At 73.6% G+C, this 14,204-nt stretch carries 11 protein-coding genes and 1 pseudogene; 3 read left to right on the top strand and 9 right to left on the bottom strand.

What is annotated here, in order from left to right:
- From JN535_RS11865 to JN535_RS11875, 3 genes and pseudogenes are all read right to left on the bottom strand, one after another.
- Window positions 1-1,161, bottom strand: a pseudogene (locus tag JN535_RS11865) (Ig-like domain-containing protein); the annotation flags it as partial.
- A gap of 225 nt (window positions 1,162-1,386) precedes the next feature.
- Complete coding sequence (locus tag JN535_RS11870; RefSeq protein ID WP_205205777.1) at window positions 1,387-1,635, bottom strand: hypothetical protein; 249 nt, start codon at window positions 1,633-1,635, stop codon at window positions 1,387-1,389.
- On the bottom strand, window positions 1,632-2,249 hold the full coding sequence (locus JN535_RS11875) for an ArsR/SmtB family transcription factor (RefSeq protein ID WP_205205778.1): 618 nt from the start codon (window positions 2,247-2,249) through the stop codon (window positions 1,632-1,634). Before JN535_RS11875 ends, JN535_RS11870 begins: the two co-directional genes overlap by 4 nt.
- 123 nt (window positions 2,250-2,372) lie before the next feature.
- Between JN535_RS11875 and JN535_RS11880 the strand changes: the two genes are divergently transcribed.
- The gene (locus JN535_RS11880; RefSeq protein WP_205205779.1) at window positions 2,373-3,218 is read left to right on the top strand and encodes an oxygenase MpaB family protein; all 846 of its coding nucleotides are present in this window, start codon (window positions 2,373-2,375) and stop codon (window positions 3,216-3,218) included.
- Between the two features lie 33 nt (window positions 3,219-3,251).
- Here JN535_RS11880 and JN535_RS11885 read toward each other — a convergent pair whose 3' ends face one another.
- Window positions 3,252-3,791 carry a MarR family winged helix-turn-helix transcriptional regulator gene (locus JN535_RS11885; RefSeq protein ID WP_205205780.1) on the bottom strand — a complete coding sequence of 180 codons (540 nt, stop codon included), beginning with the start codon at window positions 3,789-3,791 and terminating at the stop codon, window positions 3,252-3,254.
- Between the two features lie 95 nt (window positions 3,792-3,886).
- On the opposite strand from JN535_RS11885, the gene JN535_RS11890 reads away from it, so the two are divergent.
- A complete protein-coding gene (locus JN535_RS11890; RefSeq protein ID WP_205205781.1) occupies window positions 3,887-5,119 on the top strand; it encodes an MFS transporter in 1,233 nt (410 codons plus the stop codon).
- Between the two features lie 54 nt (window positions 5,120-5,173).
- Here the strand turns inward: JN535_RS11890 and JN535_RS11895 are convergent, their stop codons facing one another.
- Window positions 5,174-5,665 (bottom strand): MarR family winged helix-turn-helix transcriptional regulator, encoded by a 492-nt coding sequence (locus tag JN535_RS11895; RefSeq protein ID WP_205205782.1) that lies wholly within the window; start codon window positions 5,663-5,665, stop codon window positions 5,174-5,176.
- A gap of 112 nt (window positions 5,666-5,777) precedes the next feature.
- Here JN535_RS11895 and JN535_RS11900 point away from each other — a divergent pair, with 112 nt between their 5' ends.
- Window positions 5,778-8,960: an efflux RND transporter permease subunit gene (locus tag JN535_RS11900; RefSeq protein ID WP_205205783.1), complete on the top strand. Its 3,183-nt coding sequence runs from the start codon at window positions 5,778-5,780 to the stop codon at window positions 8,958-8,960.
- Between the two features lie 834 nt (window positions 8,961-9,794).
- Here JN535_RS11900 and JN535_RS11905 read toward each other — a convergent pair.
- From JN535_RS11905 to JN535_RS11920, 4 genes are read right to left on the bottom strand one after another with little or no spacing between them, the layout of a single operon-like run.
- Window positions 9,795-10,496 (bottom strand): response regulator, encoded by a 702-nt coding sequence (locus JN535_RS11905; RefSeq protein ID WP_205205784.1) that lies wholly within the window; start codon window positions 10,494-10,496, stop codon window positions 9,795-9,797.
- Complete coding sequence (locus tag JN535_RS21250) at window positions 10,493-11,983, bottom strand: sensor histidine kinase (protein ID WP_205205785.1); 1,491 nt, start codon at window positions 11,981-11,983, stop codon at window positions 10,493-10,495. Before JN535_RS21250 ends, JN535_RS11905 begins: the two co-directional genes overlap by 4 nt.
- Entirely contained in the window at window positions 11,980-12,852 is an 873-nt protein-coding gene (locus JN535_RS11915; protein WP_205205786.1) for an ABC transporter permease subunit, read from the bottom strand. Before JN535_RS11915 ends, JN535_RS21250 begins: the two co-directional genes overlap by 4 nt.
- On the bottom strand, window positions 12,849-13,838 hold the full coding sequence (locus JN535_RS11920) for an ABC transporter ATP-binding protein (protein ID WP_205205787.1): 990 nt from the start codon (window positions 13,836-13,838) through the stop codon (window positions 12,849-12,851). Before JN535_RS11920 ends, JN535_RS11915 begins: the two co-directional genes overlap by 4 nt.
- Window positions 13,839-14,204 lie beyond the last annotated feature (366 nt).

The raw sequence follows: 14,204 nt of genomic DNA on the forward strand, positions 1-14,204 counted from the left end.
GTCCTTGGGCTGGGGCGGCTTGTTCGGTTGGGTCCGGTCCGCGATGAACTGGTCCACCTGCTCCGGGTTCGTCAGCTCCGCGTCGGACTCCTCGCCCTCGGCCTCCTCCGGCATCTGCACGTCCCAGTCGTCGACCTTCTGGTACTCGTCCGCCGCCATCCACAACGTCCCCGCCGACAGGTCGTTCAGCACGATCACCTGCCGGTTCACCCGGTACTCGAGCCGGGTCTGGGGGTCCAGGCCCTCGAGCCGCTCATCGACGTCCCGTCCCGTCCCGTCGCAGTCACGGATCACCTGGCCGGTCGAGGCCCACGCCCCGTACGTGCACGCACCGAGCTGCACGGGCGCCGCCGGGACCCCCTGGGCGGCACGGCGCTGCGCGTCGCCGCCCTTGAGCGGCTGGGACACGAGGGCGTCCGTGGTGGCGACCGCGACGACGTCCGAGGGCTGCGACGGCTGCTGGAGACGGGCGTCGCCACCACCCTCGATCGCGACGCTCTTCCCGCCGGGCAGGATCAGGTGCGAGGCAGAACGGTCGAGCACCACGGGCTCGTCGCCCACCGCGGTCACCTCGACCTCGGCACCCTTGCTCACCGGGAGCGCGGTGGACGACGCCTCGCCGTCCGCCGTGCCCTTCGACGTGGTCGCGACCGTCCACAACGTCCCCGTCGACGGGATCGCCGCGAACACCGTGCCGTCCTGCGACACGGTCAACGCGCCCTCGCCGCCGACCTCGACCACCGGGTCCAGCTTCTCCGCGTCGAACGACGTCGCGCCGTCGAACGGCAGCACCCACAGCAGGCCCTCCTCACCGTCGAGGATCGCCGTCGTCGCACCACCGGTCACCACCTGCGCCCCTGCCGGAAGACGGATCTGCCCGTCCAGCTTCAGGTGCGCCACGCTCACCGGCGACGCGGTGCTCGTCCCGGCGTCGTCCAGCAGCACCCGGCCCGCGTCCTGCTGCACGTCGAACGACCCGCTGCCCGCGTTCAACGTCCCGTCCAACGCCTGCGACTCGTAGTTGAACCGACCCAGCAACCCGGCCGACGACTTCGTCACCCACACGCCCGAGTCGTTCAGGTCCACGTCCGCCGTGGCCTCGCCCTCGTAGAGGAACGCCATGCCCACCAACGCCGTCGAGAACACCGCCACGGTGCTCACCGACGCGACGGTCCGACGATGCTCGCGGATGCTCGAGAGAAGGCCCACCGATGCTCCCTAGATTCCTGGTCGGGGCACACCGGACCACGTCATCCTGTCGAGCCGGGATGGCGAGAGAGGGGGAGACGCGCGTCTGTGCCCACAGAACGCCCCGTCGAGGGTAACCGAGCAGCCCCGGACCTCGACATGGGGAGGAGTCCCCACGCGGGTGGAATCTCCGGGTGATCAGGGCAGAAGGGACGCGCGCGACACCGCGACACGGTCGCGGGTGAGCTCCGTGGCCGTGTGGAGCGGGTCGGCCGAGGGCGCCGACGCCGTCCCGGGGGCCACGGCGGTCCGGTCGCGCCGCGGCTGCCCGCGCGCCGCGGCACGACGGCGGCCGAGGTCGCTCAGCGCCGAGCCCACGACGACGAGCAGGCGGTCGGCGCCGCGCGGCTCGACGGCGCGGGGGAGGGTGGGGGAGTACGCGCTCATGAGGGGTTCTCCTTGCCGTCGATCGTGGGGAAGATGTTGAAGTGGATCTGCACGGGCCGCGCCCCGGGCGTCTGCTCCTGGCCCTGGAACCGGTGCAGCGTCGCGTCGAGCGCGTCCCAGGCCTCAGCGACCTCGACCATCTGCTCGGCCGTGAGCCACATGCTGGCGGTGGTGAGCCGCGCGCCGTCGAGCCACCGCTTCGGGAGCTCGCCGGAGCGCTCCAGGAACGCCTGGATCTTGCGGGCGCGGGCGGTCTCGAACTCCCGGCTCACCATCGCGCCGGCGAGCGAGGCCGCGGTGTCCTCGGTCTCGTCGTCGGGCATGCTCACGGTGAACCCGCCCGGTGGCCGCTCCCACCACCGCTCCCGGGCCGTGCCGCGGCCGGCGACCTCGCGGACGAAGCCGTGCCGGGCGAGCTGGCGCAGGTGGTAGCTCGTCGAGCCGCTGGACTCGCCGACGAGGTCCGCGAGGCGGCTCGCCGTGAGCGCGCCGTGGGTGGAGAGCAGGTCGAGGATCCGTACCCGCAACGGGTGCGCGAGCGCCTTGAGCTGGGCCGGGCCGAGTGCCGGGTGGCGCTCGGCGCTCGGGGGTGGGGTGTCGCTGTCGGTGCTCACAGGACGAGGCTACCGATGCAAAGAGGAATTTGCAACAGGTTCTTTGCAGCAGGTTCTTTGGACCGATGCCGACGCTCCGTCGAGGGCGCGCGAGGTGACGGACGGGGTGCGAGCATCGACGCCATGACGCACGTGGTGGAGCGGGCACGCGGCGCTGCGGAGCATGCGATCTTCCTCCGGGTCGCCGGCCCGGACGCGACCGCCACGAGGGCGCGCATCCATGAGACACCGGGGCCGCGCTGGTTCGAGCGCGGATCTCCGGTCCAGCGGGTGCACGGCGACGCGTCGATGTTCGTCGGTGGGCTCCGCGCCCTGCTCCTCCAGAGCCTGCACCCGCTGGCCATGGCCGGCGTCGCCGCGCACTCGGGCTACCGGGGTGACCCCTGGGGCCGGCTCCAGCGCACCTCGACCTTCATCGCCGTCACGACCTTCGGCACGGCCGACGACGCGGAGCGGGCGGTGGCGGCAGTCCGCGCGGTCCACGAGCGCGTCCGAGGCCGGGCTGCGGACGGCCGCCCCTACCGCGCGAGCGACCCGGAGCTGCTGCGCTGGGTGCACGTCGCCGAGACCCAGAGCTTCCTCGTCGCGCACCAGTCGTTCGGCCGGGACCCGCTCGACGCGCAGGGGTGCGACGAGTACGTCGCCCAGGCCGCCGTCGTCGGACGCGCGCTGGGGGCGGTGGACGTGCCCCTGACCCTCCGTGAGCTGGACGCGGCGGTCGAGGAGTACCGGCCGGCGCTCGCGCTCACGCCGGCCGCGCTCGACGCCGCGCGGTTCCTGCTGGTCGAGCCCCTGCTCCCGTGGCCTGCGCGCCCGGCCTATGCCGGTCTGGCAGTGGCCGCGCGCGAGTCGCTGCCCGCGTGGGCCCGTGCCGGGATGCCTCGCGTGCGCGGCCTGCCGGCGCGGTGGGCGCGGCCCGCGGGAGCCACGGTCACGCGGCTGATCCGGTGGGCGCTCCCCGCGCCGTGAGCTCGCGCTCCGCGCGAGCCTCGCAGGCGTTGGTCACGGCGCGTCGCGTCGCCGTCGGTAGGCGTCGAGGTCGCCGTTGAGGCGGCCCAGCAGCTCGGCGAGCAGCGCGCGGTCGAGGCGGGACCAGTCGCCGAGCACGTCGGCGTAGAGCTCGGTCCGTGCGATGCGGTGGGCGGCGAGCTCGTCGAGGCCCGTGCTCGTCGGCTCGACGACGACCGCCCGGCCGTCGCGGGGGTCGCGCGCCCGGCGGACGTGCCCGGCCCGTTCCAGCGCGACGACCTGGCGCGTGACCGTCGACGCGTCGAGGCCGAGCCGCTCCGCGAGCGCGTTCACGTGCAGGGGGCCGTGCGTCCCGAGCGTGTGGAGCAGGAGGTAGCCGGAGCGGTCGAGCGTCCCGCCGCGGCGCGAGGTGCCCGGTGTGCCCGAGGCCCGGGTGCGCTCGGCGCGACGCAGGAGCTGCGCGACCTCCAGCTCGATCGCCCCGAGCACCTCGTGCGCGGCGGCGTCGTCGCGGGCGTTCGCTCCGTCGGGTGTCGGCCGGAGCGCGCGATCGTTTCCCTCGGCAACCGTCATAGGTGTATTCTACAGATACTTACCTGTCAGATACAGATAAATGCGCTCGGCCGTGCAGGCCGACGACCTCTCCCCCGACCAGGAAGTGCGACGCAGTGGCATCCCCGCGCAACGAACCCAACCGCACCGCCATCTACGCGACCGCCCTCACGGCGTTCTTCGCGATCGCCGGCATCGCCGTCGTCGACCCGATCCTGCCGGTCATCGGCGAGGAGATCGGGGCCTCGACGTGGCAGATCGAGCTCCTCTTCACGGCGTACATCGCCGTGATGGCGCTCGGCATGATCCCCGCCGTCATGGCCACCGGGCGCTTCGGCTACAAGAAGATCCTCGCGACGGGCGTGAGCCTCGTCGCCGTCGCCGCGGTGCTCGCGGCCCTGAGCACGAGCATCGGCCAGCTCGCCGCGCTGCGCGGCCTGTGGGGGCTCGGCAACGCGATGTTCTTCGCGACCGCGATGGTCCTGCTCGTCTCGCTCGCGAACGACCGCGAGTGGGTCGTCGAGCTCTTCGAGACGTGCGTCGGTCTCGGGTTCGCCGTCGGGCCGCTGCTGGGCGGTCTGCTGGGCGGCATCTCGTGGCGCGTCCCGTTCTTCGTGTGCGGCGTGTTCATGCTCGTCGCGCTGCTCGTGTCCGTGACCCGCCTCAAGGACCCGGCCGAGAAGCCCGCGCCGCTGCGGCTCGGTCAGGTGTTCCGCCTGTTCCGCAAGCCCGGCTTCCTCGCGCTCGCCGCGGTCACCGCCGCGTACAACTTCTGCTTCTTCGTCGTGCTGGGGTACACGCCCGTGTTCCTCGGGCTCGACGTCGTGCCGCTCGGCCTCGTCTTCACCGCGTGGGGCGTGGGGCTCGCGGTCGGGATCCTCGTCGTCGGGCACCGCCTCGCCCACCGCGTGGGCGCGGTCCAGACGCTCGGCATCGCGATCGTGGGCGTGCTGGTCGCGCTGGTCCTGCTGGCGCTGGACCTTGGGACCGCGTGGTCCGTCGTCGTGCTCGTGGGTGCCGGCGTCTTCATGGGCATCGCGAACGCGAACCTCACCGACCTGTCGCTCGCGCTCGGCGACCCGGACCGGCGTGTGACGACCGGCGCCTTCAACCTCGTGCGCTGGGGCTTCGCCGCTCCCGCGCCCGTCATCGCCGGCCTCTTGCACCCGGTCTCCGCGACGGCCCCGTTCTGGCTGGGGGCGGGGATCCTCGTGCTCGGCGTCGTCGTCTTCGTGGCGTCCGGGCACCGTATGGCGGGCGAGCTCGGCGAGCGCGTGCTGTGGTCGCGCTGGAACCGCCGGGCGCGCGCCGTGGAGGGGACGCCCGAGGAGGCGCTCGGCGAGGTCTGAGCCGACGGCGCCGCCGAGGGTGGAGAAGGTCCCGGGCCGCGTGGCTCGGGACCCTCAGCCCTCCGGGGCCGAGGCGTCGGTCCCGGTGTCGGTCGCGGACGCCTCCGCGGCCCGGGTGAGGGCCTCGATCCCGACGGTGAGGGCACGCAGGTCCGCGACGTCGAGCCGGCCGAGCAGGTCGGTGAGCGGCTCGTCCTCCTGCGCGGCGATCCGGCGTACCGCCGCGGCGCCGCGCGGCGTCGCGGCCACGAGGCGCACGCGGCCGTCCTGCGGGTCCGGGCGCCGCGTCGCCATCCCCGCCGCCTCGAGCCGGTCCACGATCCCCGAGAGCGTCGCGGGGGAGATCCCGAGCACCTCGGCGAGCCGGTGCGAGCTCGTCTCGCCGTCGAGCTGGAGGACGGCGAGCGCGCGGAGCTGGGGAACCGTGAGGGTCGTGCGCAGCAAGGGTTCGAGCCGCTGGGCGAGGAGCACGTCGGCGAGGCGCCGCTGCGCGTCCTCGAGGCGCCGCGCGAGCGCCGCACGCTCGTCGTCGGCGGGGTGGGTCACGGCGCAGACTCTATCGGGGGGAGCGGGAACCATCCCCAGATGCTTCGCGTTACGCTAACGAAATCGCGACGCCGACGTCGTTCCCACCCGACCTGGAACCCCTGGAGGCTCCGTGTCCCGTCTCGCCCGGCTGTCGCTGGCCAACCGCGCTCTCGTCGCGCTCGCCACGGTCGCGATCGCGATCTTCGGCGTCATCAGCATGGGGTCGCTCAAGCAGGAGCTCATCCCGAGCCTGCAGATCCCGACCGCCGCCGTCGTCGGCGTCTACCCGGGCTCCGCCCCGGCGATCGTCGAGCAGCAGGTGACCGTGCCCGTCGAGACGGCCGCGCGCGCCGTCAAGGGCGTCGAGGACGTCACGTCGACGTCGTCGACCGGCATGTCCGTGACGACCGTGCAGTTCGCGTACGGCACCGACATGGACGCCGCGTCCTCCCAGCTCCAGACGGCGATCACACGGCTGCAGTCCCAGCTCCCCGAGGACGTCGAGCCCCAGGTCGTCACGGGGTCGGTCGACGACCTGCCCGTGATCCAGCTCGCCGTGTCCGGAGGGTCGGACGACGCGGCGCTCGCCGACACGGTCGAGTCGAGCGTCGTGCCCGCGCTCGAGGACGTCGAGGGGGTGCGCAGCGTCGCGGTGAGCGGCATCGCCGACCAGCAGGTCACGATCGACCTCGACCCGGCCGCGCTCGCCGCTGCCGGGCTCAGCCCGCAGCAGGTCTCCTCGGTCCTCCAGGACAACGGCGTCGTGATGCCGGCAGGCACGGTCTCGGACGGCGACCGGACCCTCAGCGTGCAGGTGGGCACCGCGGTCACGACCGTCGACGAGCTCGCCGCCCTGCCGCTCGTGCCCCCGACCGCTGCGCCCGGCACCGCGCCCGTCGCGCTCGACGACGTCGCGACCGTGACCGCGGGCCCCGAGCCCGCGACGTCGTTCTCGCGCCTCGACGGCGAGCCCGCGCTCGCCGTCGCCATCACCAAGACGCCCGCCGGCAACACGGTCGAGGTCTCGCACGCGGTCCAGGACGCCGTCGACGACCTCGCCGGCGTGCTGGAGGCCCAGGACGTGCGGGTCGAGGTCGTCTTCGACCAGGCGCCCTTCATCGAGGAGTCCATCGAGGGCCTCGCGACCGAGGGGCTCCTCGGCCTCCTCTTCGCGGTCGTCGTGATCCTGCTCTTCCTCGCGTCGCTGCGCTCGACGCTCGTCTCGGCCGTGTCGATCCCGCTGTCGCTGCTCGTGACGTTCATCGTCATGAACGCCACGGGCTACACGCTCAACATCCTCACGCTCGGCGCCATGACGGTCGCGATCGGCCGCGTGGTCGACGACTCGATCGTCGTCATCGAGAACATCAAGCGGCACCTGTCGTACGGCGAGGAGAAGGTGGGCGCCATCATCGGCGCCGTCAAGGAGGTCGCCGGCGCGATCACCGCCTCGACCGTGGCGACCGTCGCCGTCTTCCTGCCGATCGCCCTCGTGGGCGGCATGGTCGGCGAGCTCTTCCGGCCCTTCGCGCTCACCGTCGCCATCGCGATGCTCGCGTCGCTCTTCGTCGCGCTGACGATCGTCCCGGTCCTCGCGTACTGGTTCATCACGTCCCCGCCGGTCCCCGCCGACCCGGAGGCGGCGCGCCTCGCGGGCGAGCGGGCGCGCGCCGCGGCGGAGGCGAAGGAGCGCCGCGGGCTGTGGCAGCGCGGGTACGTCCCGACCCTCCGCGCGGCGCTGCGCCACCCGGCCATCACGCTCGGCGTGTCCGTCGCGATCCTCGCCGGGACGCTCGCGCTCGTGCCGCGCCTGGAGACCAACTTCCTCGGGGACACGGGGCAGGACACGCTCACCGTCACCGAGTCGTTCGCGCCCGGCACGTCGCTCGAGACGCAGGACGCCGCCGCGCGCGACGTCGAGCAGGCCCTCCTCGACGTCGACGGCGTCGCGACCGTGCAGACGACGGTCGGGACCGCGGGCGGCCCCGAGGCCGCGTTCTTCGGCGGCGGCGGGTCCCCGACGGCAACGTTCGCCGTCACGCTCGACGCGGACGCCGACGCCGTCGCTGCCCAGGAGGACGTGCGCGACGCCGTCTCCGGCCTGGGCGGTGAGGCGAGCGAGGGCATCGAGGTCGCCGGCGCGGACGCCGCGTTCGGCAGCTCGACGGTCGACCTCGTCGTCCGGGCCCCCGACACCGACACGCTCGCCGCGGCGGCGGCCGACGTCCAGGAGCTCGCCGAGGGCACGGACGGCGCGGCGCAGGTCACCAACAACCTCGCCTCGGCGCAGTCGACGGTCCAGGTGACGGTCGACCGCGACGCCGCGGCCGCCGTCGGGCTCACCGAGACGCAGGTGGCCGGGACCGTCGCGGGGACGATGTCGCCCGCGCCGATCGGCACGGTGAACCTCGGCGACGGCCCGGTCCAGGTCCGCGTCCTCGCGGGCGAAGCCCCGGCGACGGTGGCGGAGCTCGAACAGGTCGTGCTGCCCACAGCGGCCGGTCCTGTCCCGCTCACGCAGGTCGCCGAGGTCACCGAGGTCGAGGTCCCCACCTCGATCACGCGCGTGGACGGCGAGCGCAGCGCGACCATCTCCGTCACGCCCGCGGGCCAGGACCTGGGCGCGCTCACCGCCGAGCTCACGACCGCGATCGACGGTCTCGAGCTCGAGGGCGGGGCGACGGTCGAGATCGGCGGCGTCGCGTCCGACCAGGCCGACGCGTTCGCCGACCTCGGGCTCGCGCTGCTCGTCGCGATCCTCATCGTCTACCTCGTCATGGTCGCCACGTTCCGCAGCCTCCTGCAGCCGTTCATCCTGCTCGTGTCGATCCCGTTCGCCGCGACGGGTGCGCTGCTCCTGCTGCTCGCCACCGCGACGCCGCTCGGCGTGCCGGCCCTCATCGGCCTGCTCATGCTCGTCGGGATCGTGGTGTCGAACGCGATCGTGCTCATCGACCTCATCAACCAGTACCGCGAGCGCGGCCGGTCGCTCGACGACGCCGTGCTGGAGGGGTCGCGCAAGCGCCTGCGCCCCATCGTCATGACGGCCGCGGCGACGATCTTCGCGCTCACCCCGATGGCGATCGGCATTACCGGCGGCGGGGCGTTCATCTCCCAGCCGCTCGCGCTCGTCGTCATCGGCGGCCTGCTCAGCTCGACGCTGCTGACCCTGGTCGTCGTGCCGGTGCTGTACACGCTCGCGGAGCGCCGGGGCGAGAAGCGCGCGGCGAGGAAGGCCGCCAAGGAGGAGGCCGCCGCCCAGGCCGAGGCCGACAAGGCCGCCGCCGCGGAGGCCGCCACGGCGAAGGGGTAAGCCTGAGGGCGAATCGCCCCTGGTGAGGTAGAACCGTGGTCTGCCGAGGCAGAACCCTGGTCACGCGAGGTAGAACGGTGGTTGCGCGAGGTAGAACCGTGGTTGCGCGAGGTAGAACCGTGGTTGTGCTCGACGGCGTCCGGACCGTGCGTGCGCGGTCGGTCGCCCACCGTCGGCTGGGTCGGGCGCCCATGGCGGGGCGGTCGCCCTCCGCGAGCCGTGGTCGTCCGTCGGAGCGGGAGTGCCCGACGTCGGTGGGTCGCCGGTGTTCTCGGGTCGGGTGCCACGGTCGAGTCCGGGCCGCGATCGTGTCGCCCGGGGCACGTACGCCGCCAGGCCGGCCAGCGGCCCAGACAGGTCGGCCACGCGATGTGGGCGCGTGCGACGACCACGACGCGCCATGACCACCTGCTCGATCGACCGACCCGTCGCCCCACGCGGGAAGCGGCACCGGGAAGCGACGACGCGACCGAGCGGGACAGCGCGGTATGGGCGGACGCACCCGCAGGCTGTTGCCCGGGTGAGCGCAGACCGGGGTAGGACGACGCCGGGCGGGGTGGGTGGTGGTGCCGCGTCGTGGATGGGCCTGGCGGGAGCCGCGAGGAACGAGCGGCGGATGGTAGACGCGGCACCACCCACCCCGACCACCCAGGCCGACCACGCGCCGTCGAGCACAAGAACCACGGTTCTACCTCGCGGGACCAGGGTTCTACCTCGCGGGACCAGGGTTCTATCTCGGCTGACCAGGGTTCTATCTCGCGTGACCACGGTTCTATCTCGCGCCACCACGGTTCTCCCTCGGCAGGCGCAGGGGCTCGGCCGGTGGAGAAGGGGTCAGGAGGGGCGGGCGACGCCCGTCTCGTAGGCCAGGACGACGGCCTGGACGCGGTCGCGCAGGCCGAGCTTGCCGAGGACGCGGCCGACGTGGGTCTTGACCGTCGCCTCCGAGAGCACGAAGCGCTCGGCGATCTCGGCGTTCGTCAGCCCCTCGCCGAGGGCCTCGAACACCTCGAGCTCGCGCGCCGTGAGCTCGGCGAGGCGGGGGTCGTCCCGGCCGGTCTGCGCCTGTGCGGGGGCCGCGGCGCCGTCCTGCGGAAGCTGGCCCGCGAACATCTCGAGCATGCGGCGCGTGATGCGCGGGGAGACCGCGGCGTCCCCGCTCGCGACGGCGCGGATCGCCCCGACGAGCTCGCCGGGCTTGGCGTCCTTGAGCAGGAACCCGCTGGCGCCGGCGCGCAGCGCGGCGAACGCGTACTCGTCGAGGTCGAACGTCGTGAGGATGATGACGCGCGACTCCGGCTGCGCGGCCACGATGCGCTCGGTGGCCTCGATGCCGTTCGTCCCGGGCATGCGGACGTCCATGAGCACGACGTCGGGCCGCAGCGCGGCGGCCTGCGCGATCCCGGTCTCTCCGTCCCCGGCCTCCCCGACCACCTCGATGTCGTCCTCGGCGGCGAGGATCATGCGGAAGCCCATGCGCAGCAGGGCCTGGTCGTCGACGAGCAGCACCCGGGTCGGTGCGCCGCTGTCCGTCATGTGCGTTCCCGTCGGTCGTCGCGTCCGCCGGTCTCCCGGCCGGGGTCGAGGTCGAGGCGCAGGCTCGCCCGCACCTCCCAGCCGGTCCCGCTCGGCCCCGCGGACACCGTACCGCCGTACACGGCCGCCCTCTCGCGCATCCCGATGATGCCGCGGCCCGTCCCGACCGGGACGCCGGGCGGGTGCTGCTCCGCGACCGACGGCGGCAGGCTCCGCTCGTCGGCGCTCGCGCCCTCGCCCGGGCGGCGCCCTGCCTGGTTGACGACCCGCAGCTCGAGCCAGTCGGCGCCGGGCTCGGCGCGGCGCGAGACCTCGACCAGGACCATCGGGGACAGGGGTGCGTAGCGCAGCACGTTCGTCAGGGACTCCTGGACGATGCGGTGCGCGGTCTGGCGCAGCGCCGGCCCGGGCGTCGGCTGCGGGCCCGAGCGCACGAGCCGGACGGGCAGCCCGGCGGTCCGGAAGCGCTCGACGATCTCCTCGAGCTCGGGCGCCTCGTGCGCCGGGGCGAGCGGCACGGTCTGCTCGCCGCCGGGCTCGCGCAGGACGCCGAGCACGCGCCGCATGTCGGCGAGAGCCGCGCGGCCGGTCGCGGTGAGCTCGTCGAGCGCATGGCCCGCCAGCTCGGGGTTCTTGGCGCCCGACGCCTTGGCGCCGTCCGCGAGCGCGACCATGACCGTGAGGGAGTGCGCGACGACGTCGTGCATCTCGCGGGCGATGCGGGTGCGCTCGGCGGCGGCGGCGAGCTGCGCCTGCTGGTCGCGGTCGCGCGCGATGGAGTTGGCCCGCTCGACGAGGTCGGACACGTGCTGGCGCCGGGCGCGCACGTTGGTGCCGATCGCGAGGGCGACCAGGCAGAGGATGGTCGTGACGAGGATGCCGACGACGCGGTCGACGGTCGCGCGGCCGGGCTCGACGCTCTGGCGCAGGATCTCGCCGTCGGCGGTCGTGACGACGTCGTACCAGAGGAGCGTCGCGCCGGACAGGGCCAGGACGACGATGGCGAGGATCGGCCAGGCGATCCGCGACGGACGCGCCGCCGCGACGGCGTAGACCGCGAACATCGCCGCGACCTCGAACCCGGCCGTGTCGCCCGTGGCGGCGATCGCCAGGACACCGAGGGCCGTCAGCCCCAGCGCGACGGTCACGGGCCGGCGGCGGCGCCAGTACAGGAGCGCGCCGCCGAGGAGGAAGAAGACGAGCGAGAGCGGGGTGGATCCACGGGGCTGCTCCACGAGGAGCGCGTAGAGCACGCCCGGCACCGCGAACACCGCGACGACGACCCAGTCCATGACCACCGGGTGGCGGGCGAAGTAGCGACGCACGGGCCCGAGGCGCCGGGCGTCGAGCTCGGTGAACGGCTCGGGCGCGGCCCGCATCGGCAGCGGGCCGTTCGCCGGTGCGCCCGTCTCCGGGCGCGTCACGGCCGACGCCGGACGAGCGGGCTGCTCGTCCGGCGTCGACGGGGTGGTGGGCCGGGAGGTCACGCGTCCCGGCGCTTGAGCACGACGGCGGCCGCGGCCGTGAGCGCGGCGGTCCACCCGACGAGCACGGCGTAGCCGGGCCACGGTTCGATCGCGTCCGGGGACGACATGCCGCCGCCGAGCACGACCTGCTCGCCCGCGGACGCGGGGAGCGAGTTCATGACCGTCTGGACCCAGTCGGCACCCGTGACGCCCTGGACGATGCCCAGGACCATGGACAGGACGAAGAACACCGCGACGAGCGTGAAGATGGCGCCGGCCGAGCTGCGCAGGAGCACGCCGATCGCGACGGAGAAGAGCGCGACGGTCGTGAGGTACAGCACGACGCCGATGAGCGCGCGCTGGTCGTCCGCGGACGAGAAGTCGGCCGTCATGTCCTTGCCGGACAGGATGGGGTAGGTCACGAGGTAGGACAGGCCGACCGCGACGGCGGTCGTGATCGCGGTGACGACCCCGACGACGATCATCTTCGCCGCGAGCGCCGGCAGCCGGCGCGGGACGGCGGAGAGCGTCGAGCGGATCATGCCGGTCGAGTACTCGCCCGTGACGGTGAGCGCGCCGAGCACGGCGACCGCGAGCTGCGCGAACGAGTAGCCCACGGTGATGACCATGACGCCGATGCCGTCGGTCGTGCCCATCCCCATGTCCTCGGGCGCGCCGCCCGCCGAGTCCACGGTCGACACGACGGCCGCGAACATGAGCGAGAAGCCCACCATGACGGCGACCGTGATGCCGAGAGTCCACCACGTGGAGCGCAGCGAGCGGAACTTGATCCACTCCGAGCGGAGCACGTGGCCGAAGCTGAGGCGGTAGGGGGACGTACGGGACGCCGTCGGGCTGGTGGCGCCCGAGGCGAGGGTCGTGGCGCTCATCGCTGCGCTCCTTCGAGGGAGTCGGTGGGGGCCGGCGCGTCCGCGGGCGAGCCCGCGGCGCCGTGGCCGACGTGGATCTGCGCGGACTCGGTCTGGTACTCGACGGAGTCCGCCGTGAGGGCCATGTAGGCGTCCTCGAGCGTCGAGGTGACGGGCGTGAGCTCGTGCAGCACGAAGCCCTTCGCGGCGGCGAGCTCGCCGATCCCGGGCGCGTCCGCTCCCGTGACGACGAGCAGGCTCGGCTCGTCGCTCGTGACCGTCGCGCCGTCGCTCGTGAGGAGCTCGGCGAGCTGCGTCGCGTGCGGGGTCCGCACGCGGACGGTGCGCTGCTGGGCCCCGTTGACGATGTCGCTCACCGGCGCGTCCGCGATGATGCGGCCCTTGCCGATGACGATGATGTGGTCGGCCGTGAGGGCGACCTCGCTCATGAGGTGGCTCGAGAGGAAGACCGTGCGGCCCTCGGACGCGAGGTAGCGGGCGAGGTTGCGCACCCACAGGACGCCCTCGGGGTCGAGGCCGTTGACGGGCTCGTCGAGGATGAGGGTCCTGGGGTCGCCCAGGAGCGCGGACGCGATGCCCAGGCGCTGGCCCATGCCGAGCGAGAAGCCGCCGACGCGCTTCTTCGCGACCGACTGGAGGCCGGTCATCTCGATGACCTCGTCGACGCGCTTGGTCGGGATGCCGTGCGTCGCGGCCATCGCGAGGAGGTGGTTGTAGGCGGTGCGCCCGGTGTGGACGGCCTTCGCGTCGAGCAGCGCGCCCACCTCGGTGAGCGGAGAGCGGTGCTGCGCGTACGGGCGCCCGTTGACGGTGACGGTCCCCGCGGTCGGGCGGTCCAGACCCATGATCATGCGCATGGTCGTGGACTTGCCGGCGCCGTTGGGGCCGAGGAATCCGGTGACGGTCCCGGGACGCACGGTGAACGAGACGCCGTCCACCGCGGTCTTGGGCCCGTACCGCTTGGTCAGGCCGCGTGCTTCGATCATGACTTCGCCCCTCCGAGGGTCGTTCGTCCGGGATGGTTCGGGTGCTCGCGGGCGGGGGCCGCACCGGCCGGGCCGGGGGCCTCACCGCGAGGTACGGCTCGAGCCTAGGGACGTGCACGACGCCGGGCAGCCACCGTGCGACGTATCTTGCCGCGGCCGTGGGCCGGGCGGCGTACGCCGCGCGGCGTACGCCGCGCGAGCCCGGATGGTCCGCTGGTCGGCACTTCGGCCCCCGAGAGGCGAAAAACCCGCGGGAACAGTGGCCAGGACTCGCACGTTCCCTAGGATGAACACAGGCCAGCGACACCCGACTCGAGGCGAGACGCCGATGACGAGGCCCGCTGAGAGGTAGTGGACGCCGCGACC

Origin of the sequence: Cellulosimicrobium cellulans, assembly GCF_016921195.1 — a bacterium.
Lineage (GTDB): Bacteria > Actinomycetota > Actinomycetes > Actinomycetales > Cellulomonadaceae > Cellulosimicrobium > Cellulosimicrobium cellulans_F.